Genomic DNA, 21,525 nt, shown 5'->3' with positions numbered 1-21,525 from the left:
CCGTCCTCGACCGGCGCCCGGCAGCCTTGGGCGGCCGCGGGCCCGTGCGGCCACGAAGCCGAGACGACATGAGGTGGCGAGCAGTGAAGGGAATCATCCTGGCCGGAGGCAGCGGAACCCGGCTGCACCCCATCACCCTGGGGGTGTCCAAGCAGCTGCTGCCCGTCTACGACAAGCCGATGATCTACTACCCGCTGTCGGTGCTGATGCTCGCCGGCATCCGCGACATCCTGATCATCTCGTCCCCCCGCGACCTGCCGCAGTTCCGCACGGTCCTCGGCGACGGCAGCGCACTCGGCCTCACCCTCTCCTACGCCGAGCAGGACGAGCCGCGCGGCCTCGCGGAGGCCTTCACCATCGGCGCGGACCACATCGGGGACGACTCCGTCGCCCTGGTCCTCGGCGACAACATCTTCCACGGCCCCGGTTTCGCCCGGCTGCTCCAGCAGTACATGCCGCACACCGAAGGCGCCCTGCTGTTCGGCTACCCGGTGCGCGACCCGGAGCGGTACGGAGTCGGCGAGGCCGACGAGGAAGGACGCCTGATCTCCCTGGAGGAGAAACCGGCCGAGCCCCGCTCCAACCGCGCCATCACGGGCCTGTACTTCTACGACAACGACGTGGTCTCCATCGCGCGCGCCCTGAAGCCCTCGCCCCGCGGCGAGCTGGAGATCACCGACGTCAACCTGGAGTACCTGGCCCGGGGCAAGGCGGGCCTGGTGGACCTCGGCCGCGGCTTCACCTGGCTGGACACCGGGACCCACGACTCACTGCTCGACGCGGGGCAGTACATCCAGACCCTGGAACGCCGCCAGGGCATGCGCATCGCCTGCGTCGAGGAAGTCGCGCTGCGCATGGGCTTCATCGACCCCGAGCAGTGCCACCGGCTCGGGACCCTCCTCGGGAAGTCCGGGTACGGGCGCTACGTCATGGAGGTCGCCGACTCGCTGCGCGACACCCCGCCCGAGAGGCGCTCCGGCTCACTGGCCCGGGCCTGAGACGCGGCCGGGGCCCGGCGGACGGTCATCGTCCACCGGGCCCCGGCCGTCCGCGCGGAGCGGTCAGCCCTCGTACGGGCGCGCCTCGCGGCCGTCCCGCAGGGTGACGCCCCACCAGGCCAGCTGGTCCAGGAGCACGGTGGCGGCCTTCGAGCTGCCGTCCTCGTCGTGCGGCCGGCCGTCCTCGCCGAACCGCTCCCACGCGTTGTGGAAGCTCACGGTGTCCCGCATGGTGACGGCGTGCAGCTCGGCGAAGACCTGCCGCAGCTGCTCCACGGCACGCAGGCCGCCCGCCATGCCGCCGTACGAGACGAAGCCGACCGGCTTGGCGCGCCAGCCGCTGTACACGTAGTCGACGGCCAGCTTCAGCGAAGCCGGGTAACCGTGGTTGTACTCCGGCGTGATGACGACGTACGCGTCGAGCCCCTCGATCCGGGAGGCCAGGGCGGGGGCCTCCCCGGGAGTGCCCAGCGGGTCGAGGTTCAGCTTCAGCTCCTCGACGAGCGCCGGCTCCGACAAGTCGATGACGTGGATCTCCATGTCATCGCGGCGGCCGGCCTCGGAGACGAACCAGTCCGTGACCTTGTCGGCGAAGCGGCCGGTGCGGACGCTGCCGACCAGAACGCCAACCTTGAGCGGGTTGCCGGACATCGTGGTACCTCATTTCGACAGGGAATACATCGGGAAGGGTGGTGCGGTGCGCCGCGGCCCGGGCCCCGCGTCAGAACGTAGAACCTCAAGCCGAGTCGAGGTCAAGCCGGTTCCGTGAGGAGCGGTCAGGCAGCCCCGTCACGCCGCAGGGTCCGTTCGCTGACCCGCCACCGGCCGTCCTCCTCGACCAGGCGGTCGCGGCACACCACGCTCGCCGTGATCCGCAGCTCCTCGCCGCGCACCGTGCGCGCGGTCAGCACGTACGCGCGCGCGTGCAGGCTGCCGTCCGGCTGCGGACGCACGTCGAGCATGCCGAGCCAGTGGCGCAGGTCGGTCTTCTCCCGGAGGAGCTTCTCGGCGTGCGCCCGGGCCGAGTCGGCACGCCCCGCCCGGCTGGTGACCGAGGGCGGGAAGACCGCGTCCTCGGTGAATGTGGCGGCCCATTCCTCGGCCCGCCCGTCGTCCATCATCGCCATCTGGCCGGCGTAGAACTGCTGGATCCGCGCGTACAGCTCCGCGGAGACGTAGTCCTCTCCGGCGGATGGCCGGGTCATGGGTTCGGTGCTCATCGGGACGCTTCCTCACAGGGGCGAACGCCGCCGCGGAAGCCCCCGCTCGGCGGCTCGGCGGCATGGGTGTCCCACGGTCCCCGGTACCGCTGGAGATCCGCTCGACCGGCGTACGACCGCGCCGCGCCGGCCCGCCACCGGGCGGGCCGGCGCGACGCGCTCCTCCGGCGGCCGGGGGTTCCGCGCGTGCACCACGTGCGGACGGACACGCCGGCAGCCGGCCCGGCGGGGCCGCCGCCCTCAGCCGGTCATCTCCCGCAGCCAGCCGTCCACGGTGTCCGCGACGGCGGCCGCGTCCGCGCCCAGCAGCGAGAAGTGGTCGCCGTCCACCTCCGCGAGGTGGTCCGCGTACTCCCAGCCGCCCACGGCCGAGGCCGCGGACGCCGAGGCGCGCACCAGCAGCGTCGGCGCCGCCGCCGGCTCGGGTGTCCAGTCGGCGAACACCCGCAGGTGACCGCCCATCGCGAGCAGCCGCGCGTCGTCGGGCAGCCCCGGCGGGCCGTCCGGGTCCAGCAGACGCTCCGTCAGCACCGCCAGGCCGTGCCGGTTCTCACCCCGCGCGTACGTGTCGAGGAGCACCACCGCCGCCGCCTCACGGCCGATCTCCAGCAGCTCCCGGGCCACCGCGTGCGCGACCCACCCGCCGGAGGAGTGTCCCAGCAGCACCGGCCGCGCGGTGCCCGCCGCCTCGGCCACCGCCTCCGCCTGCGCCCGTACCAGCGCCTGCCGGCCGCGCGGCAGCACCGCGTCACCCGCGAAGCCCGGGTGCGCGAGCACCGTCAGACCCCGCCGCCCGTCCAGGGCCGCCGCCAGCGCGAGGAACTCGTGCGGGCCCGACGCCGCGCCCAGCGAGGGGAACGCGAACAGCCCGGCCGCCCCCTCCCGCCCGGACGCCAGCCGCGCCGGAGCCGGCCAGCGTTCCACCCCGGACCGGGAGTCGTAGCCGGGCAGCAGCTCGGCCGCCGCCATCAGCAGTGCCGCGCCCTCGGCGGTACGGCCCTGCGCGTGCGCCCCGCGCAGCAGCCCCGCGAGCGTGCCTCCGGCGTCGGCGTCGGCCCCGGCGGACGGCCCGGCCCCGGCGGACGGCCCGGCCCCGGCGGACGGCTCGGGGCCGCCCGCCGCCGGGCCCTGCTCCGCGAGCAGCGCCGCGAGCCGCTCGCGCGGCGAAAGCCCGTCGCCCGCACCCCGGTTGGCGGCCCGGCGCGGCCGCTCGGCGACCAGGCTCCGCAGCAGCGCCGGCACCGGAGCCCCGGCGGCGCCCCGCGGGCCCGCCCCGGCGCGGGCGGCGACCAGGGTCAGGCTCCGCGCGAGCACGTGCCCCAGCAGGCCGGGGCCGTCCCCGGCCGGGGCCGCGAGCCCCGCCGGGAAGCCCTCGGCGTCCGCGCCCCAGCCCAGTACGGCGGCGGGCAGCCCGGCCGCGCGGCGGCGGGCGGCCAGGGCGGTGAGGAACGAGCCCAGCGCCGCGGCGTCCTCCGAACCGCCCGCGCCCAGCGCCGCCCCCACGGTGGTGACGAACGCCAGCGCGGCCGGGTGCCCCTCCAGGGCGAGCGCGGCATCGACCGAAGCCTCCAGCGAGGGCCCGTCCGGACCCGTCAGGTGCACGACCGCGGCCGCCTCCTCGCCGGGCCCGGCCAGCCGCACGCCGTGCGCCTCCACCAGGTGCCGGGCGCACTCCTCGGCGCGCGGCCCCTCGACGGCGCCGGTGAGCCGGGCCGCCGCCGGCACGCCGGCGCCCGTCCCGGGCACCACCGCCCCGGCCCGTACCAGGCGCCGCGCGTACGCGACACCGTCGCGCAGCGCCAGGTCCGGCTCGCCGCCGCCCAGCGCCCGCACCAGGGCCTCGCGGCTCGCGTCACCGCCGTCCACGTCCACCAGCACGATGCGGCCCGCTCCCGCACCGCCGAGCCACGCCTGCACCGAGCGCACGAAGCCGCGTACGGCCGCCCCGGCGAGATCGGCGACGCCCTCCCCGGGCAGCACCTCCTCGGCCCCGCCCGTGACCACGGCCAGCACCGAACCGGCCAGCCGCTCCTCCGCGAGCCAGGCACCGACCAGCTCCCGCACCTCGTTCACCGCCGCCGCCACACCCCCGCCGCGGTACTCCGCACCGGTGGCGGGCCGCGCGCGGCGGGCCAGGACCAGCTCCGGCAGCGGGCTCCCGTCCGCCGCCGCGGCCAGCAGACCGGGCAGCCCGCCGTACGCGGGTGCCCCGTCGCCGTCCGGCAGCGGGGACTCGCCGTCGCCGCCGCCCGGCACACCGAGCAGCGCCAGGCGCGGCCCCGCGCCCACCGGCTCGGGCGCCTCGGCCGCCCGCTCCCACACCACCGCCAGCGGGGTGACGGGCCGTCCGGGCCGCCCGCCCGGCGCCTCGGACAGGGTCACGGTCGCCGCGGCCACCGGCCCGCCCTCCGCGTCGGCCAGTTCCAGCGCCACCACCCCGGACGCGCCGCGCACGGCACGCACCCGCAGGGAGGCGGCCCCGGTCGCGTACAGGGCCGTACCGCTCCAGGCCGCCGCCGTCAGCGGGTTCCCCGCCTCGGCCGCCACGGGGTGCAGCGCCGCCTCCAGCAGCGCGGGGTGCAGGGCGTACGGCCGCCCGTGCAGCCCGGCCGGCAGTACGACCTCCGCGAGGAACTCCTCGCCCCGCCGCCAGGCCCGCTCCACCACCGGGTGCTCCTCGGCCTCCTCCAGCGGCTCGGCGTCCCGCGGCGGCCACGGGGCCGGGCCGAAGGACGGCGCCCGTCCCGGGGCCAGCACGGCCGTCAGGTGCCGTACCCACGGCTCCTCCGCGTCGGCGCCCTCGGCCCGCGAGGTCACCGTCAGCCGCCGCCGGCCCGCCCCGTCGGGGGCCTCCGCCAGCAGCTGGAGCCGGACGCCGCCCCGTCCGGGCAGGGTCAGGGCCGCCTCCGCGGCGGCCTCCTCGACCTCCGGGGCACCGACCGCGCCGCCCACCGCCAGCGCGGCCTCCACGAGCGCCTCCGCCGGGACACCCCCGGACGCGGCGAACTCGGGGTGGCTGTCCGCGCGGACGAGGCCCGTGAACAGGACGGCCCCCGCCCCGGGCAGGTCCAGGCGGAACGCGGCCAGCGGATGCCCCGTCGCCGTCATCCCGCAGGCGTCGGCCCCGCCCGCGCCGGGCGGGTCTGCGGGCCGGTACGGCCCCTGGCGCCCGGCCGGCGCCGGCCGCGTCCGGACGGACCCCGCGGCGGGGGCCCGCGCCGCCCGGGCGGCGGGGCCGTCGCCCGGCCGGCGGCGCCCGCGCGGGAAGGCGTACGTGGGCAGGCCGTACAGCGGTGTCCCGGCGGGGAGTCCGAGCGGCAGCCGGCCGAGGGCGCCGTGGGCGTACAGGCTCGCGGTCGCCGTGAGCAGGGCCCGGGGCTCGTCGCCCCGGCGGCAGAGGGCCGGCACCACGACGGCGGTGCCCTGGCCGGTGAGGCAGGACCGGGCCATGGCGGTGAGGGCGCCGTCGGGCCCCAGCTCCAGTACGGCGCCGGCGCCCTCGGCCTCCAGGGCGCGGACGGCGTCGTGGAAGCGGACGGTCTCGCGGGCGTGGCGGACCCAGTAGTCCGGGTGCGCGACCTCCTCGGTGACGATGCCGCCGGTGAGCGCGGACACGAAGGCGGTCCGGGGCCGCCGGAAGTCCAGGCCGGCGATGGCCCGCCGGAACTCCTCCAGCACCGGGTCCATCAGCGGCGAGTGGAAGGCGTGGCTGACCCGCAGCGCCTTGGACTTGACGTCCCGCTCGGCGAGCCGTCCGACGACGGCCCGGACCGCTTCGCGGGCACCGGAGACGACGACGTCCCGGGGCCCGTTGACGGCCGCGACGGCCGTCCCCGGGACCAGCAGCGGGGCGACCTCGTCCTCGCCCGTCCGGACGCAGACCATCGTCCCGTCCCCGGGCAGGGCCTCCATCAGCCGCCCGCGCGCGGTGACGAGCGCGGCCGCGTCCTCCAGGGACAGCACCCCGGACACGTGCGCGGCGGCGATCTCGCCGACGGAGTGCCCGCCGACGAACTTCGGTACGACCCCCCACGACTCGACGAGCCGGTAGAGCGCGACCTCGACGGCGAACAGGGCGGGCTGCGCGGTCCCGGTCCGGTTCAGGGCGTCGGCGTCGCCGCCGAAGACGGCCCGCCCGACCCCGCCGCCGAGCGCGGCGCACACCTCGTCGAAGGCGGCCGCGAAGACCGGGAAGGCCCGGTACAGCCCGAGGCCCATCCCGGGCCGCTGGCAGCCCTGGCCGGAGAAGAGGACGGCCAGGTCCCGCGGCTCCTTCGCGGTCCCCCGCACCAGGCCAGCGGCCCGGTGGTCCCGGGCGAGGGCGTCCAGTCCCCGCGCCAGCTCCTCCCGGTCCGCGGCGACGACCACCGCCCGGTGCTCGAACGCCGTACGGGTCGTGGCGAGCGCCCGGCTGAGGGCCCGCGGCGGTGCGTCCGGATGCTCGGCGAGCCAGCTCCGCAGCCGCCGGGCCTGGGCGCGCAGGTCCTCCGGGGTGGCGCCGGAGACGGTGTACGGCAGCGGGTGCGCGGGCTCCTCGCGTTCGCCGGGCTCGTCGGACTCGTCGGCCGGGGCGGTGCGCGGCGCCTCCTCCAGGACGACGTGGCAGTCGCAGCCCGCGACGAGCCGCCGACGGGACGTCCCGGCGCGTGGTCCCGGCGCCGGCGCGCCGCGGTCCCGGCCGAGGTCGATCAGCGTCCCGATCAAATCCGTGATGCCCAGCGCGCCGTACGGTTCGACGCACCGGACCCCGCGCGGGTCGACGCCGGCCCCCTCGCAGGCCCGGCGCAGCGCGTCCTCGCGGCTCTCGCGGTCCTTGCGGTCCTCGCGGCTCCGGGGGCCGGAGGCGGTCGGCGCCGCGCCCCCGGCGTCGTCGACGCCGCTGCCCGCGATGACGCCGAGCACCCGGTCGCCGTCGGCCAGGGCCCGGGCGAGGGGCTTGAGGACGAGGACACCGCCGCCCTCGCCGCGTACGGGCCCGCGGGTTCCGGACGCCGCGACGGCGCTCCCGGCGACCGGTTCGGGACCGAGCCCGCCGACGAGGGCGACGCCGGCCCCGCCGCCGCGCAGGCTCTCGCAGGCCAGGTGCACGGCCGCGAGCGAGGAGGCGCGGCCGGTGTACACGGTGACGCTCGGGCCGGTCAGGCCCAGCAGGTCGCCGGTGCGGCGGCCGATGGTCTCCGGGCCGTTCTGGTACGAGGGAGCGGTGTGCTCGTCGCGCACGGCGCCGACGAACACGCCGACGCGTTCGCCCCGCAGCGACCCCGGCACGATCCCGGCGTGTTCGAGGGCCTCCCAGCACAGCTCCAGCACCAGCCGCCGGCGCGGACCCATCGACGCGGCCTCGCGCGGGGAGATCCCGAAGAAGGCGGGGTCGAAGGCGCCGGCACCGTCGTCCGGCGGCCGCCACGCGGCGCCCGGCTCCGGGGCCCGCGGGATGCGGCAGGACAGGCCGACGACGGCGATCCGGCCGTCGGCGGGCACGGCGGCGTCCGCGAGGGGAACACGCGTGTCTTCAGCCATCGTCTTCTTCTCACCCATCCGTCCTGCCACGAGGTGATGCGGGAGAGATGCTGCTCACAGCGGGTGGAGGCGGACTCAAGAACGGCTGAATCCGGCCGCGCACCGGCGCGGAGCAGGACGAGGACTCGAGGAGCACTCGGCGCGCGGGCGAGGCGGAACCGGGCCCTGGGCGACATCTACCTCGCCCTCGCGGGCAAGCCGCGCCGTCACGGGGCCCGGCGCTCCGTCAGGCGACCGGCCCGCCCGCGTTGTGGATCAGCCGCTGGAGCACCTTCATCGTGGTGACGTAGTCCGCGTCGTCGATGCCCTCGTGGAGGGCGGCGCGGATCGCGGGGGCGTTGCGTCCGAGCTCGACCCGGGCCCGCTCCCCCTCCTCGGTGAGCCACAGCCGCTGTCCGGCGTCCCGGGTCAGCCAGCCGCGCTCAAGGAGCACTTCGGCCTCCGCGGCCAGATCGTCCTCGGGCCGGATGTAGGAGGCCATGGCCGCCCGCAGTTCCGGCAGGGTCATCCCCTCCCCGTCGGGGGAGATGTCGTTCGCCGACAGGTTGCGCAGGAGCCAGAACTGGGGCTGGGTGTAGCCCTTTTCGACCTGCCGGGCCCGGGTGAACGCGATGAGCGCCTCGTAGGCGAGACCGGTCCAGTACGCGGCGGGCTGCCCGGCGAGTTCGGTGTCGGTCATCTGCTGGGTCGTCATGGGGACCTCCTGAGTATCCCGGCGCGGATCCTGCATCCCGTGCAGGTCATGTCGGAAACATACGACCTCAAGTGCGGTTGAGGGCAAGCAGATGATCTTCCGGAAGGGAGGGACCTGGCTAGGCGTGCCCGCCGTGCAGGGTCAGGGCCCACGTCAGCAGCGCGAACGCCACCGTGCACAGGACCGTGCGCCACACGTTCGCGCGGACCCACCGCTCCTCGAACGCGCGGCGCACGGCGGCCGGATCGGTGATCCGGTCCACCGGTCCGGCCTGCTCCAGGGCGTTGTTGAGCGGGATGTTCACCCGGGCGGTGACGGCCATCGCGAGCACGTACGCGACGAACGCGCCGGCCAGCGGCAGCAGTGCGCGGCGTCCGTCACCCGGCAGGTGCAGGCCCAGGGCGAGCCCGGTGAAGAGCAGCGAGCCGACGTAGCCCAGCAGGAACCAGCCGTTGAGGATGGCCACGTTGATGCGCTGCATCGTCTCGACCGCCGTCCGGTCGGACGAGGCGCGCAGGCCGGGCATCACCGCCACCGAGAACCCGTAGAAGAGGCCGCCGACCAGGCCCGTCGTGATGGTCGCGGCGATCAGTGACACCAGCCGTGCCGTTTCCATGTGTCCCCCCGTACCCGTAGGTGCCGCGGGTGCGTGCCGTGCACCGCGGTGGCCGGATTCTCGCCGATCCCCGGCCGGTGCGCTGATGATCCGCGCCATTCCCGTCCCCGATCCCGAGAGCCCCGCGAGCCCCGGAAGCCCCCGGGGAGTGAGCGGGCGCGGCGTACGAGGGACGCTCGGGCGGGCCTCGGGGGCGGCGGCGTAGCCTGGGGGTCCGCCCGCCACCGACAGGGAGTTGCCGCGTGCTGACCGCGCTTGACGGGACGTACGGCGACCGCGAGGACGCCATCGGCGTCGCCGGCCGCACCGCCTCGTACGAGGAACTGCTCGGCGCGGCGAGGGCCGTGGCCGCCGACGTCGCCGGGGCCCCCGCCTTCGCCGTGACGGCGACCGCCTCCCTCGAAACCGTGGCGGCGGCCGTCGGCGGCCTCCTGGCCGGGGTGCCCTTCGTACCGCTGCCCCCCGACGCCGGCCCCGCCGAACGCGAGCACATCCTGCGGGACTCCGGCGCAGTCGAGACCGCCGTCGACTTCGCCCGGCGCTCCGCCGCCGCCCCGCCCCGCGGCGGCGGCCCCGAGGACCCCGCGCTGATCCTGTACACCTCCGGGACCACAGGGCCGCCCAAGGGCGTGGTCCTGACCGCCGACGCCCTCGCCGCCGACCTCGACGCCCTCGCCGAGGCCTGGCAGTGGAGCGCCGAGGACACCCTCGTGCACGGGCTCCCCCTGTTCCACGTGCACGGCCTGGTCCTCGGCGTCCTCGGCGCCCTGCGCACCGGCAGCCGCCTGGTGCACACCGGCCGCCCGGCCCCGCGGGCGTACGCCGAGGCCCGGGGCAGCCTGTACTTCGGGGTGCCGACCGTGTGGTCCCGCATCGCCGCCGAACCGGAGCACGCGGCCGCGCTGTCCGGGGCCCGTCTCCTCGTCTCCGGCAGCGCCGCCCTGCCCGCGCCCGTCTTCCGGGACCTGGAGCGCCTCACCGGCCACCGCCCCGTGGAGCGCTACGGGATGACCGAGACCCTGATCACCGTCAGCGGCCGCGCGGGCGGCGAGGTCCGGCCCGGCACCGTCGGCACCCCCCTGCCCGGCATCCGCACCCGGATCGCGGCCGAGCCGGGCGCCGAGATCGGCGAACTCCAGCTGACCGGGCCCACGCTGTTCTCCGGCTACCTGGGCCGCCCCGAGGCCACCGCGGCCGCGTACACCGAGGACGGGTGGTTCCGTACGGGCGACATCGCCGCCGTCGACCCGCGGGACGGGGTCCACCGCATCGTCGGCCGGGCCTCCATCGACATGATCAAGTCCGGTGGCTACCGCATCGGCGCGGGCGAGATCGAGAACGCCCTGCTGGACCACCCCAAGGTCGCCGAGGCGGCCGTCGTCGGAGTCCCGGACGCGGACCTCGGGCAGCGCGTCGTCGCCTTCGTCGTCGCCGAAGGGGTCACCGGACCCGAGCTCACCGACTTCGTCGCCGCGCACCTGTCGGTGCACAAGCGCCCGCGCGAGGTCCGCTTCGTCCCCGCGATCCCGCGCAACGCCATGGGCAAACCGCAGAAGAAGCTCCTCCTCACGGACCGGCCGGGGGAGGCCCTGTGAGCACCACCGCGCAGGGGAGCCCCTGGATCCGCCGCTTCCACCCGCCGACGGCGCCGCCGGGGAACGTACCGGTCCTCGTCGTCCTCCCGCACGCGGGCGGCAGCGCCTCCTTCTACTTCCCGCTCTCCCGCGACCTGGCCGCCCACGCCGAGGTGCTCACCGTCCAGTACCCCGGGCGCCAGGAGCGGCTGGGGGAGCCGATCCCGGACACCGTCGCCGGGCTCGCCGACGGGGTGGAACGGGCGCTCCTGCCGTGGCGCGACCGGCCCCTCGTCCTGTTCGGGCACAGCATGGGGGCGGTCCTCGCCTACGAGCTGGCGCGCCGGCTGGAGGCGGCCGGCGACACGCCGCGCGGCCTGATCGTCTCCGGGCGCCGCTCCCCGCTGATCGTGCGCGAGGAGGACCTCCACACGCGGGACGACGACACCCTCCTCGCCCGGGTGCGCTCCCTCTCCGGCACCGATCCGGCACTGCTGGCGGACCCGGAGTTCCGGGCGCTGGTCCTCCCGGCGCTGCGCAGCGATTACAAGGCCGTCGAGACCTGGCGGTACGAGCCGGGACCGCCGCTGCGCACTCCCGTCAGCGTGCTCTGCGGGGAGTCCGACCCGCGGGCGAGCGTGGCCGAGGCGATGGGCTGGCGGGCGCTGACGGGGGCGGCGTTCGGCTTCCGGAGCTTCCCCGGCGGGCACTTCTACCTGGCCGAGCAGCACGAGGCCGTGGTCCGGGCGGTGGCCGAGGACCTGGCGGCGTTCACGGCGCCGGGCTGACCCCGCAGCCGTGCACGGAGAGTGCCGGGCGGCGAGCGCGCGCGGGCGGTTCTGACGGCCCGCTGAGAGCCGTCTGACGGCCCGCTGACGGCCTTCTTGCCGTCCGGCCGGAGCGCCCGTGACCTGCTAGGCAGTGCCGGTGCCCGCCGGTACGTTGGCCCGTATGGACCAATCGGCTGGTGCCTCACGAACCGCAATCGACCGACGTGCCCTCGCGGCCGCCACCGTCACCGTCGTGATGTGGGCCTCCGCGTTCGTCTCCATCCGTGCCTCGGCGGAGCACTTCGGTCCCGGGGCGCTCGCGCTGGGCCGGCTCCTGACGGCTTCGCTCGCGCTGGGGGCCGTACTCCTCGTCAAGCGGGTGCCCCTGCCGCCGCGTCAGGCCTGGCCCGGGATCCTGGCCTCCGGGGTGCTGTGGTTCGGGCTGTACATGGTGGCGCTGAACTGGGGCGAGCAGGGGGTGGACGCCGGTACCGCCGCGATGGTCGTCAACATCGGGCCCATCGTCATCGCCCTGCTGAGCGGGTGGATGCTGAAGGAAGGGTTCCCGCCGATGCTGCTGGCCGGCATGGGCGTCTCCTTCGCCGGGGCGGTCGTCGTGGGGATGTCCACCTCGCAGGGCGGCGCCTCGTCGCTGACCGGTGTGCTGCTCTGCCTGGTCGCCGCCCTCGCCTACGGCGCCGGGGTGGTCTGGCAGAAGCCCGCCCTGCGGTACGCGAACCCGCTCCAGGTGACGACGTACGGCTGCTTCGTCGGCACGGTCTGCACCCTGCCCTTCGCCGGCCGGCTCCTGAGCCAGCTGCCCGAGGCGCCCCTGTCCGCCACCCTCAACATGGTCTACCTGGGCCTCTTCCCGACCGCCCTCGCCTTCACCACCTGGACGTACGCCCTCTCGAAGACCACCGCCGGGAAGATGGGCGCCACGACGTACGCGGTGCCCGCCGTGGTGATCCTCATCGCCTGGGCGCTGCTGGACGAGATCCCGGGCCCGCTGACCCTGCTCGGCGGGGCGATCTGCCTCGCGGGAGTCGCGGTCTCGCGCCGCCGGCCCCGGCGGGCGGCGCGGGCGGCCACGGCGGCGGGCACGACGACGGCGGCCACGGCCACGGCGGCGGGCACGACCACGGCGGCGGCCACGGCCACGACGGGCACGGCCACGGCGGCGGCGAAGTAGCGGGTCCGGCCGGGCGGGGCCGCGCGCCGCGCCCGGTCATCCGCGGGCGCGGAGGTAGGCGTCCAGTGCGGCGGCACCGGCCAGCAGGGCCCGGCCCCGGGCGGACAGCCGGCCGTGCCAGTCGTGCAGGGCGGCCTCCAGGGGCTCCACGCCGCCCGCCGCGCGGACCCGGCCGATCAGCGGGGCGATCTGCTCCAGCAGGTAGCCGCCCCGGCGGAGTTGGCCGGTCAGACGGGCGTCCCGTACGGCGGCCCCGTCGTAGACGCGGTACCCCGTACGGGGGTCGCGGTGCGGGCGTACCAGCCCGGCGTCCTCCCACTTGCGCAGGGTCGCGGGCCGGATCCCGAGCTTCGCCGCCAGCGGGCCGATGAAGGTGCCGCCGGACTCGGGGAGCGGGACCGGCTCCAGGTCGCGCAGGGCGCTCTCCACGGCGCCGAGGGTCCGGCGGTCCTCGAGCAGCTGCGCGTGGCTCTCGTCGACGAGGCGGAAGGCTTCCTCGGCCGCCCCCCGGTTCACGGCCCGCATGATCGCCGCCGCCGTCCGGTGGCCGTGACCGGGCACCAGGGCGAGGAACGCGCGCAGGGCGTCCGCGTGCAGCGGGGTGTAGGCGCGGTAGCCGTGGGGCGAGCGGGCGGCGGCCGGGAGGATGCCGGCCTCCTCGTAGTTCCTGACCGCCTGGGTGGAGAGACCGTGCCCACGCGCCAGGTCGACCGGCCTGAGCTGCCGGGGGGTTTTAAGGTTCTGGCCCATGGGGGGCGAGAATACCGGCCGAAGTTTCAACCGGAGGTTCAACGATAGCGTTGAAGCCATGGCGACCCGCATCAAGGAAACCGTTCATCCCGTCGACGCTGCCGCGGTCCTGCGACTGCTGCCGGAGCGGCCCCGGCTGCTCGCCCTGGGCGAGCCCACCCACGGCGAGGACACCCTGCTCCACCTGCGCAACGAGCTCTTCCGGCAGCTCGTCGAGGAGGGCTACCGGACCATCGCGATCGAGAGCGACTGCCTGAGGGGCCTCGTCGTGGACGACCACGTCACCACCGGCGAGGGCGTCCTCGGCGAGGTCGTGGAGCACGGCATCAGCCACGGCTGGGGCGCCTCGGCGGCCAACCGCGAGCTGGTGCGCTGGATGCGCGCCCACAACGAAGGACGGCCGGCCGGGGAGCGGGTGCGCTTCGCGGGTTTCGACGGCCCGCTGGAGACCACCGGCGCCGCGAGCCCCCGCCAGGCCCTGGTCGCGCTCCACGGCCACCTCGCCGCCCGGGTGGACGCGGACCTGCTGCCCTGCACGGGGGAGACCCTCGACGGGCTGCTGGGCGCCGACGGCCGGTGGACCGAACCCGCCGCGATGAGGGACCCGGCCCGGTCCGTGGGGAGGTCGGCCGACGCCGGCCGACTGCGGCTGATCGCGGACGACTTGGCGGCGCTGGTGGAGGAGCAGGCCCCGCACCTGATCGCGGCCGCCGGGCGCGACGGCTGGGACCGGGCGCGCCTGTACGCGCGGACGGCCACGGGACTGCTGCGCTACCACCACTGGATGGCCGACGACTCACCCGCCCGCATGGCCCGTCTGGTGGGGGTCCGGGACCAGATGATGGCCCGTAACCTGCTGGCCCTCGCCGAGCGGGGACCGGTGTTCGTCCACGCCCACAACGCCCATCTGCAGCGCGAGAAGAGCTCGATGCGGATGGGCGGGGAACCGCTGGAGTGGTGGAGCGCCGGTGCGCTGGTGGACGCCCGCCTCGGAGAGGAGTACGCCTTCGTGCCCACGGCCCTCGGCACGATCCGGCACCGGGGCGTGGAGGAGCCGGAGCCGGGCTCCCTCGAAGGGCTCCTGTACGAGCTCCCGGAGGACCGCTGTCTCGTCGACGCCCGGCGGCTGGCCGCCGTGTTCGGCGACGCGCCGCCCCCCGCGCCGCGCACCTCCGCCTGGTTCGGCTACTTCCCCTTCGACCCCGCCCGCCTGGCCGGCAGCGACGGGCTGGTGTTCGTCAAGGACCTTCCGTAGCCCGCCGCCTTTCCCGGCGCCGCGCGCCCGTCGGACCGGGCGGGACCCTTAGGGTCGGCGGGACCGGGAGAGAGGGAGAGCCGTGGCGACCGACATCGTGATCGCGCAGACCACCGTCGACGACGAGGAGCGGGCGCGGGGGCTCGCCCGGGGCGCGGTGGAGGAGCGGCTCGCCGCCTGTGCGCACGTCGACGCTCCCCTCACCGCCGTATACAGGTGGAAGGGGAGCGTCGAGACGGCCACCGAGTGGCGGGTCTCCTACAAGACCACCCGGGACCGCCTGCCGGCCCTCGCCGAATGGGTCGCGCGGGCCCATCCCTACGAGGTGCCCGAGTGGATCGTCCTGCCCGTCGCCGGCGGATCGGCCGCCTACCTGGCCTGGGTCGCCGAGGAGAGCGGTCAAAGGACGTAGGTGGCTTCGTTGCGGCCCAGCAGGTAGCCGAGCTGGAGCCGGTTCAGGGCGCCGAGGTCCTGTTTGATGGCCGCGATGTGGGCCTGGAGGGAGCGTTCGCTGATTCCTATGCGGCGCGCGATGGCCTTGTCGGAGTAACCCTCCACGAGCAGCCGGCTGATGGACTCGCGGATGGCCGGAACCACCTCGTCCGCCGCCTTGGCCGCGTGCAGCGGGACGAAGGGAAAGGGTTTCGCCCGGTCCCAGGCCTTGTCGAACGTGTCTCTGAGAAATCGTACGATAGTCGGTTCGGTAATCGAGATCGCCGTGGTACGGTCCTCGTTTGCCGAAATGAAGGCGACATCGTCCACAATGATCAAACGGTCGAAGAATTCTTCCAGCGTCCGTACTTGAGCGCCGTATTCCGTTACGGTGCGGACATATTCCTTGGTCGCCTCGTCGAATCTCGTCGTGTGCTGGTACAGCGTCCGCATGGCGATCCCCGCCGCGATCTGCCTCCGCACGGATTCCAGGGCTTCCTTCAGCACCGCGCTCGGCCGTGCCCCGTCGGGCTGGGCGGTGAGGATGTCCCGCCGGACCGACGCGAGGGCGTCGTTGATCGCGGTCGAGATGCTGCCCAGGCCGTGCAGGTACCGGACCCCCGGCCCGACCAGCTCCTCCCCGTCGGCCGGCGGCGCCGCGGCCGGGGCGGGGGGTGCCGCCGCCTGCTGCGCGGCTTCCTGCGCCAGCAGGCCGAGGTGCGTTGCGAGTTCCCGCAAGAACGCCTGCGGTTCCCCTGCCGCAGCCGAGTACAGCTCCTCAGGTGCACCGCTTTGTGCGGTTCTGACGTATTTGACTACGTCCACTTGCCACCCCTGTCTGTCCGGTATGCAGCCATTTGGGGTGGTTGAGACCCCGTGGGTTCCCGCAATGCGTAAACCGGAGCCATCGTAGGTCTACCTGGTCTCGAGTCGGCAGGAGAGATTTGGTCTCACCGCAGGAACGAACACCGAGAAGGCGCACCGGAGATCAGCACCGCCGGAAACCGCCTCGGTTTGGCGTTCCTGGAATGGCCAAAGGCGAAACGACTCGAGGGGACTGGGAAAAATGGGGAAGAACCACATGGTGACTCGTCCGGCCGGCCGTGTTTCGGGAATCCGCGGCCGTGTCGTACTCGCGACCGCGGGCATCGCCCTCGGCCTGGGTGCGGCGGTCGCCGGCGTCACCGGCCAGGGTGCCCTCCCCGCGGACTCCGGCAGTCACCTGCGCCTGGGCGACGTCGGCTGGAACATCGCGAACCACCACGTCGTGGCCGGTGACGGCGACGACGTCGGCTGGAACGGCCCGCAGCCGGGCCCCACCCCCACGCCGACGCCCTCCTCCGGCGACGACGTTGGCTGGAACTGATCCCCCGCCAGAGCCCCGTACTGCACTGCCACACCTCCCGCCACTGACCCACCGCCGAAGGAATGGCCGATCCTCGTGGTTGCCTCCCCCTGGTTCCTGATCTCCGAGAACGACGCGGCCCCCGGCCCCTCGACCCGCGTCTTCTGCTTCCCGCACGCCGGCGGCAACCCCCGCGCCTTCCTCGGCTGGCAGCCCGGCATGGCGGACGACGCGCAGGTCCTCGCCGTCTGCCCGCCCGGCCGCGGCCACCGCTTCCGCGAACCGGCCCCCGCCTCCCTCGCCGCACTCGCCGACGGCTCCGCCGCCGCCATCGCCCTCACCGCCACCGCCGACGGCCGGCCCTTCCTGCTCTTCGGCCACAGCTTCGGCGCGGTCCTCGCCTTCGAGGTGGCCCGCCGCCTCGACGGCGTACGCGGCTTCGCCGGGCTCGTCGTCTCCGGGTGCGGCGCCCCCTCCCTGCTGCCCACCCCCCGCGTGGTCGAGGCGGCCCGGCTGGACGGCCGCGCGTTCACCGAGGCCGTCGGCTTCTTCGGCGGACTGCCCCCCGAGGTACTGGAGGACGAGGCCGTGCAGGAACTCCTCCTGCCGCACCTCAAGGCCGACTTCCGCATGATCGCCGGCTACCGCTACCGGCCCGGCGCCCCGCTGGCCGTGCCCGTCACCCTGCTCAACGGCACCGAGGACCCGCACGTCAGCGCCGCCGCGCTCGACGCGTGGTCCCGCGAGTGCGCCGCACCGCCCGACCGGCACTGGACGGACGGCGGCCACTTCTACTTCGAGGACCGGCCGGACGCCGTCACCTGTGTCCTGCGCCCGCTGGCCCGCACGGCCGCCGGAGCAACCCGTACCGGCGCTGAGTACGTTGAGCTGATCTAGCCCGCCCAGCCGCGTACGCCGGCACCCCCTGCGAGGAACCCCATGCACCCCACCACCCCGAGCACCGACCACACCGCCCGGCTCCGGCGCGCCGTCGCCTTCCGGGACCTGCACGCCGGTCCCCGGCCCTTCGTCGTCCCGAACCCCTGGGACGCGGGAACCGCGCGCATCCTGGCCTCCTTCGGCTTCGCCGCCCTCGCCACCACCGGAGCCGGCCTCGCCCACAGCCTCGGCCGCCCCGACGGGGCCGGCCGGGTCAGCCGCGCCGAGATCCTCGCCAACGCCGCCGCCATCGTCGACGCCACCGGACTGCCCGTCACCGCCGACCTGGAGAGCGGCTTCGGCGAGCGGCCCGAGGACGTCGCCGAGACCATCCGGCTCGCCGCCGACGCGGGCCTGGTCGGCGGCTCCGTCGAGGACTCCACGGGCCGCGACGAGGACCCCGTACGCCCCCTGGAGGAGGCCGTCGAACGGGTCGCCGCCGCCGTGGAGGCGGCCAAGGGGCTGGACTTCCCCTTCACCGTCACCGCCCGCGCCGAGAACTTCTTCCAGGGCCGGCCCGACCTCGACGACACCATCCGCCGCCTCAAGGCGTACGAGGCCGCCGGCGCCGACGTGCTCTACGCCCCGGCCCTGCCGGACGCCGGCGCGGTCCGCGCCGTCTGCGCCGCCGTCGAACGGCCCGTCAACGTCCTGATGACCGCCGCCCTCAAGCTGTCCGTGGCCGACCTCGGCGCCCTCGGCGTGCGCCGGATCAGCACCGGCTCCGCGCTCTCCCGCGCCGCGCTCGGCGCCCTCACCCGCGCCGCCCGCGAGATCGCCGGGACGGGCACCTTCGGCTTCGTCACGGACGCCCTCCCGTACGACGAGGCCAACGCCCTGCTGGCCGCCGCCCCCGTCCCGTCCGCCGACCCAGAGAGCGATCCGGCACCGTGAGCCTTCCGTACGCGTCACCCGCCGCCTCCGCACCGGCCGAGGCCCCCGCCGTCCACCTGTCCGCGCCCCGCTACGTACTCGGCGAGACCGCGGCCGACCACACCACCGTCGAGGGCCTCCTGGAGCGCGCCCGCGGCTTCGGGATGCCTCCCCGCGCCGACCTGTGGGGCTGGGGCACCGTCCACCGCACCGCCAAGACCCTGGAGGCCCTCGCCGCCGAGACCGCCGGCGCCACCCTCGACGGCGCCGGGATCTCCCCCGGGGAGGTGGACTGCCTCATCCTGTGCTCCACCCGCTTCCCCGGCGGCCCGCGCACCCACGGCGCCTTCGTCGAGAACGTCATGGCCGCCACCGGCCTCGGCGCCGCCGCCTTCACCGGCCTCACCCTCGGCCGCTGCGCCAACCTCCTCGCGGGCATCCGCACCGGCCAGGCGTACGTGGCCTCCGGCATGCACCGCCGGGTCATGGTCGTCACCGCCGACCGGGTCACCGACGAATCCGTCCGCATGGAGAACTTCGCCCTCTTCACCGACGGCGCCGCCTCCTGCCTGGTCAGCGCCGAGCCCCTCGGCGACGACGCGTACGAGATCGTCGCGGGCGCCGGCGCCCAGGACCCCGCGGGACTCGACTGGTCCAACGAGATCAGCTCCGACCTCGCCCGCGAGGTCAACGAGCGGATCCTCGACGAGGCCGGCATGAAGATCGGCGACATCCACGGAGTGCTCCACGCCAACCTCTACAAGCCCCTGGTCGTGCTGAAGGAACGTCAGGCGGGCTTCACCCGCGAGCAGCTCTTCCTCGACAACATCCCGCGCGTGGGCCACTGCTTCGCCGCCGACCCGCTCATCAACCTCGTCGACCGTGACACCGCCGGAGCCCTCAAGGCCCACGGGCACTACCTGCTGGCGTCCAGCGTCCCGGGCGTGCGGATCGGCGTCCTGCTGCGCAAGCTCCCGCACCCCACCGCACCGGCCGCCGGCCCGGACACCGCACAGCTGGGGGACCACTGACATGACCGCGCCCATCACGCCCGACGAGGAGACCTCCCTCGACATGGCGCGGAGCTTCTACGCCCCCGCCTTCACCCTCCCCGACCTGACCACCTCCCTGCCCGCGGGCCCCTTCGAGGCCTCGGCGGCCGGCGCCGCCGAAGCCGCCCGGATCACCGCCGCGCCGCCCGCCGACCTCTTCCGCCGGCTGATCTCGGACCAGGAGAGCGAAGCCGTCCTGCTCGCCGCCCGCCGGGTGCTCGCCGCCTTCCTGACCCCCGCACCGGATGCCGGAGCCGAAGCGGCAGACACGGATGCCGACGTCGACGCCGACGCCGATGCCGTCGCCGCCGAGGTGCTCGCCGCCCGCGCCGGACTCGCCGCCGTCCTCGACCCGTTGCGCACCCACCCCGACCCCGAGGTGCGCGCCGCCGTCCTGCGCCAGCGCGCCCCCCTCGCGCTGACCGGCGGCTGCTGGCTGGACACCCTCTCCCAGGCCGCCACCCAGCCCGCCGAGATCGTGGGCCGCCTCTTCGGCCAGCACTGGCGGCTCCAGGGCGAGGGCACCGCCGAGGCCGGACTGTCCGCCCGCCGCCGCCGGGCCCTGGTCGCCCGGGGCGTCTTCCTCCCCGGAGTGGAGGCCGCCGCCTTCCTCGACGACGCCGGCGCCCTGCCCCTGACGGCCCTGCACGGCGCCTTCCACCTCGCCCTGTCCCGGCTGCCCGCCTCCTTCCTCCCCGAGGTCGTCGGCGTCCACTACGCCGCCCACGCCCTCGGCCTCGACGAACTCCTGCTCGGCGGCGAGCCGATGATCGCCGAGAGCGACGTACGCCCCCTCCTCGCCGCCTACCTCTCCCACACCCGCCACTCCCCGACCGGCCCTGAGGACCGCCGCCGCGCCCTGGCCGCCGTACGCCTCCTCGTGCGGATGGAGCGCGAGCACACCGCCGCCCTCGCCGGACTCGCCGCCTGGCACGACGGACTGTCCCTCGACGCCAAGGTCGCCCGGATCGTGCAACGGCACGCACCGCACGCCGGCCGCCAGCACCGCGCGGTCCGCCTGGGCACCCGCAGGCTCACCGACTGGCTGGACGACGGGCAGCTCGACGCCGCCGCCTTCGTCCGCGAGTTCCGCACCGCCCGGCAGATCCGGCCCGCACGCGACGGCGGCCCCTGCCGCTTCCTGAAGTCCATCAAGTTCGGCGGCCCCATGTTCGGCGTCTTCGACGAGCGGGAGGCCGCCGTCCTCAGCGCCTGGGCGCGGTCCGTCGCCGACGGGGAACCCGCCGGCGCGGACCTGGTCCCCACCACCGCCGGGCAGGACGCGGCCCGCGCCTGGAGCGAGCGGCTCGCCGCGGCCGGGCCCGCCGACATCCTGGTGCGCGGCCCCGAAGCCCTCGCCGACACCCGCGACCACCGCCGGTTCTTCCACCGCCTCGTCAACTTCGAGCGGCACCCCGGCGTCCTGCCCGCCGCCCGGGCCCGCGCCGAAGCCGGACTCGCCGAGGCCGAGCTGCTCTTCGAGCACGGCGCCGGCGGGCTGCTCACCGACGCCTCCTGGTTCACGTACACGCCCGAGGCCCTGCTGGAGCGGGTCGAACGGATCTACTGGGACAAGCTCGTGGACCCGTACGAGCCGCTCACCGAGATCCCCTCCCGCGACGAGGTCGTCTTCGAGCAGTCGACGTACGCGCTCGGCAGCCTCATCGACGGCGCCTGGGCGCACCGCGTCGGCAACCTCGGCCGGCGCGGGCGGCGCAGCGACGACATGCTCTTCTCCATCTACGCGGACGAGATGGGCCGCGGCGACATGGACAAGAACCACATCACCCTCATCCACAAGGTCCTCGCCAGCATGGACATGGACCTGCCGCACATCCGGCAGGAGGCCTTCCTGCACCAGGGCGACCTGCCCGACCACCTGTACGGCTTCTCCATCCACCAGCTGTGCCTGTCGCTGTTCCCCGACAGCCTCTACAACGAGATCCTCGGCTACAACCTGGGCATCGAGATGTTCGGCCTCGGCGCGATGCGGATGCACGAGATCCAGAAACTGCGCCGGCACGGCCTCGACGTCTCCTACGAAGAGGCCCACCTGTCCATCGACAACTTCTCCGCCGGCCACGCCCGCCAGTCCGCCGACATCGTCGTCGCCTACCTCGACGACGTCCGCCACCTGTCCGGCGAAGAGGCCGTCCAGCGCGAATGGCGCCGGATCTGGCGCGGCTACGCCTCCTTCGCCTTCTTCATCGAGCACGCCCTGGTGAAGCGGGTCCGCGCGGCGGCGGCCGCGGAGGCCGCCGCCACCCCCGCCGACCTGGTCATCTGAGGAGCGAG

The 21,525-nt window shown here is 75.3% G+C and carries 18 protein-coding genes; 11 read left to right on the top strand and 7 right to left on the bottom strand.

Annotated features, from left to right (window positions below; all coding sequences use genetic code 11):
* Positions 1-83 precede the first annotated feature (83 nt).
* Positions 84-998, top strand: coding sequence for a glucose-1-phosphate thymidylyltransferase RfbA (gene rfbA, locus ACZ51S_RS31180; RefSeq protein ID WP_388943914.1), 915 nt, complete (start codon positions 84-86; stop codon positions 996-998).
* A 63-nt stretch (positions 999-1,061) separates the two neighbouring features.
* On the opposite strand, the gene ACZ51S_RS31175 is transcribed toward rfbA, so the two are convergent.
* The 5 genes from ACZ51S_RS31175 to ACZ51S_RS31155 form a co-directional block, all read right to left on the bottom strand.
* Positions 1,062-1,649, bottom strand: coding sequence for an NADPH-dependent FMN reductase (locus ACZ51S_RS31175; RefSeq protein ID WP_388943917.1), 588 nt, complete (start codon positions 1,647-1,649; stop codon positions 1,062-1,064).
* 125 nt (positions 1,650-1,774) lie between these two features.
* Positions 1,775-2,218, bottom strand: coding sequence for a nuclear transport factor 2 family protein (locus ACZ51S_RS31170; protein WP_388943920.1), 444 nt, complete (start codon positions 2,216-2,218; stop codon positions 1,775-1,777).
* Between the two features lie 240 nt (positions 2,219-2,458).
* Positions 2,459-7,738: an acyltransferase domain-containing protein gene (locus tag ACZ51S_RS31165; RefSeq protein ID WP_468962682.1), complete on the bottom strand. Its 5,280-nt coding sequence runs from the start codon at positions 7,736-7,738 to the stop codon at positions 2,459-2,461.
* Positions 7,739-7,964: 226 nt separating this feature from the next.
* A complete protein-coding gene (locus tag ACZ51S_RS31160) occupies positions 7,965-8,432 on the bottom strand; it encodes a MarR family transcriptional regulator (protein WP_468480054.1) in 468 nt (155 codons plus the stop codon).
* A 118-nt stretch (positions 8,433-8,550) separates the two neighbouring features.
* On the bottom strand, positions 8,551-9,048 hold the full coding sequence (locus ACZ51S_RS31155; protein ID WP_468480055.1) for an anthrone oxygenase family protein: 498 nt from the start codon (positions 9,046-9,048) through the stop codon (positions 8,551-8,553).
* A 242-nt stretch (positions 9,049-9,290) separates the two neighbouring features.
* Between ACZ51S_RS31155 and ACZ51S_RS31150 the strand changes: the two genes are divergently transcribed.
* From ACZ51S_RS31150 to ACZ51S_RS31140, 3 genes are all read left to right on the top strand, one after another.
* The gene (locus ACZ51S_RS31150) at positions 9,291-10,643 is read left to right on the top strand and encodes an AMP-binding protein (RefSeq protein WP_468480056.1); all 1,353 of its coding nucleotides are present in this window, start codon (positions 9,291-9,293) and stop codon (positions 10,641-10,643) included.
* The gene (locus tag ACZ51S_RS31145; protein ID WP_468962679.1) at positions 10,640-11,410 is read left to right on the top strand and encodes a thioesterase II family protein; all 771 of its coding nucleotides are present in this window, start codon (positions 10,640-10,642) and stop codon (positions 11,408-11,410) included. Before ACZ51S_RS31150 ends, ACZ51S_RS31145 begins: the two co-directional genes overlap by 4 nt.
* A 163-nt stretch (positions 11,411-11,573) precedes the next feature.
* Complete coding sequence (locus ACZ51S_RS31140) at positions 11,574-12,584, top strand: DMT family transporter (RefSeq protein ID WP_468480058.1); 1,011 nt, start codon at positions 11,574-11,576, stop codon at positions 12,582-12,584.
* 36 nt (positions 12,585-12,620) lie between these two features.
* Here the strand turns inward: ACZ51S_RS31140 and ACZ51S_RS31135 are convergent, their stop codons facing one another.
* Positions 12,621-13,334: a MerR family DNA-binding transcriptional regulator gene (locus ACZ51S_RS31135; RefSeq protein ID WP_468480059.1), complete on the bottom strand. Its 714-nt coding sequence runs from the start codon at positions 13,332-13,334 to the stop codon at positions 12,621-12,623.
* 58 nt (positions 13,335-13,392) lie between these two features.
* Here ACZ51S_RS31135 and ACZ51S_RS31130 point away from each other — a divergent pair, with 58 nt between their 5' ends.
* Together ACZ51S_RS31130 and cutA are read left to right on the top strand one after the other, a co-directional pair.
* Positions 13,393-14,589, top strand: a complete 1,197-nt coding sequence (locus tag ACZ51S_RS31130; RefSeq protein ID WP_468480060.1) for an erythromycin esterase family protein — start codon at positions 13,393-13,395, stop codon at positions 14,587-14,589.
* Positions 14,590-14,671: 82 nt separating this feature from the next.
* Positions 14,672-15,001 carry a divalent-cation tolerance protein CutA gene (cutA, locus tag ACZ51S_RS31125; RefSeq protein WP_468804276.1) on the top strand — a complete coding sequence of 110 codons (330 nt, stop codon included), beginning with the start codon at positions 14,672-14,674 and terminating at the stop codon, positions 14,999-15,001.
* Here the strand turns inward: cutA and ACZ51S_RS31120 are convergent.
* Positions 14,989-15,846 (bottom strand): helix-turn-helix transcriptional regulator, encoded by an 858-nt coding sequence (locus ACZ51S_RS31120; protein WP_388943953.1) that lies wholly within the window; start codon positions 15,844-15,846, stop codon positions 14,989-14,991. The two genes, cutA and ACZ51S_RS31120, sit on opposite strands and share 13 nt — an antisense overlap.
* A 256-nt stretch (positions 15,847-16,102) precedes the next feature.
* Here ACZ51S_RS31120 and ACZ51S_RS31115 point away from each other — a divergent pair, with 256 nt between their 5' ends.
* The 5 genes from ACZ51S_RS31115 (at position 16,103) to ACZ51S_RS31095 (ending at position 21,517) form a co-directional block, all read left to right on the top strand.
* Complete coding sequence (locus tag ACZ51S_RS31115; protein WP_468479410.1) at positions 16,103-16,387, top strand: hypothetical protein; 285 nt, start codon at positions 16,103-16,105, stop codon at positions 16,385-16,387.
* Positions 16,388-16,462: 75 nt separating this feature from the next.
* The gene (locus ACZ51S_RS31110; protein ID WP_468962676.1) at positions 16,463-17,263 is read left to right on the top strand and encodes a thioesterase II family protein; all 801 of its coding nucleotides are present in this window, start codon (positions 16,463-16,465) and stop codon (positions 17,261-17,263) included.
* Positions 17,264-17,305: 42 nt separating this feature from the next.
* Entirely contained in the window at positions 17,306-18,199 is an 894-nt protein-coding gene (locus ACZ51S_RS31105; protein ID WP_468962673.1) for an isocitrate lyase/PEP mutase family protein, read from the top strand.
* A complete protein-coding gene (locus ACZ51S_RS31100) occupies positions 18,196-19,209 on the top strand; it encodes a beta-ketoacyl-[acyl-carrier-protein] synthase family protein (RefSeq protein WP_468479413.1) in 1,014 nt (337 codons plus the stop codon). Before ACZ51S_RS31105 ends, ACZ51S_RS31100 begins: the two co-directional genes overlap by 4 nt.
* A gap of 1 nt (position 19,210) precedes the next feature.
* Positions 19,211-21,517: an iron-containing redox enzyme family protein gene (locus ACZ51S_RS31095; protein WP_468962670.1), complete on the top strand. Its 2,307-nt coding sequence runs from the start codon at positions 19,211-19,213 to the stop codon at positions 21,515-21,517.
* The last annotated feature ends 8 nt before the right edge of the window (positions 21,518-21,525 follow it).

Source organism: Streptomyces sp. NPDC034043 (assembly GCF_055575675.1).
Note: the sequence above shows the minus strand (reverse complement) of the source record. Positions and strands in the feature narration are given on the sequence as shown.

Bases quoted from the DNA above. Each gene is read 5' to 3' on its own strand.
- ACZ51S_RS31175 (WP_388943917.1), bottom strand. From the start codon at position 1,649: ATGTCCGGCAACCCGCTCAAGGTTGGCGTTCTGGTCGGCAGCGTCCGC.
- ACZ51S_RS31170 (WP_388943920.1), bottom strand. From the start codon at position 2,218: ATGAGCACCGAACCCATGACCCGGCCATCCGCCGGAGAGGACTACGTC.
- ACZ51S_RS31165 (WP_468962682.1), bottom strand. From the start codon at position 7,738: ATGGCTGAAGACACGCGTGTTCCCCTCGCGGACGCCGCCGTGCCCGCC.
- ACZ51S_RS31160 (WP_468480054.1), bottom strand. From the start codon at position 8,432: ATGACGACCCAGCAGATGACCGACACCGAACTCGCCGGGCAGCCCGCC.
- ACZ51S_RS31155 (WP_468480055.1), bottom strand. From the start codon at position 9,048: ATGGAAACGGCACGGCTGGTGTCACTGATCGCCGCGACCATCACGACG.
- ACZ51S_RS31140 (WP_468480058.1), top strand. From the start codon at position 11,574: ATGGACCAATCGGCTGGTGCCTCACGAACCGCAATCGACCGACGTGCC.
- ACZ51S_RS31135 (WP_468480059.1), bottom strand. From the start codon at position 13,334: ATGGGCCAGAACCTTAAAACCCCCCGGCAGCTCAGGCCGGTCGACCTG.
- ACZ51S_RS31130 (WP_468480060.1), top strand. From the start codon at position 13,393: ATGGCGACCCGCATCAAGGAAACCGTTCATCCCGTCGACGCTGCCGCG.
- ACZ51S_RS31115 (WP_468479410.1), top strand. From the start codon at position 16,103: ATGGTGACTCGTCCGGCCGGCCGTGTTTCGGGAATCCGCGGCCGTGTC.
- ACZ51S_RS31105 (WP_468962673.1), top strand. From the start codon at position 17,306: ATGCACCCCACCACCCCGAGCACCGACCACACCGCCCGGCTCCGGCGC.
- ACZ51S_RS31095 (WP_468962670.1), top strand. From the start codon at position 19,211: ATGACCGCGCCCATCACGCCCGACGAGGAGACCTCCCTCGACATGGCG.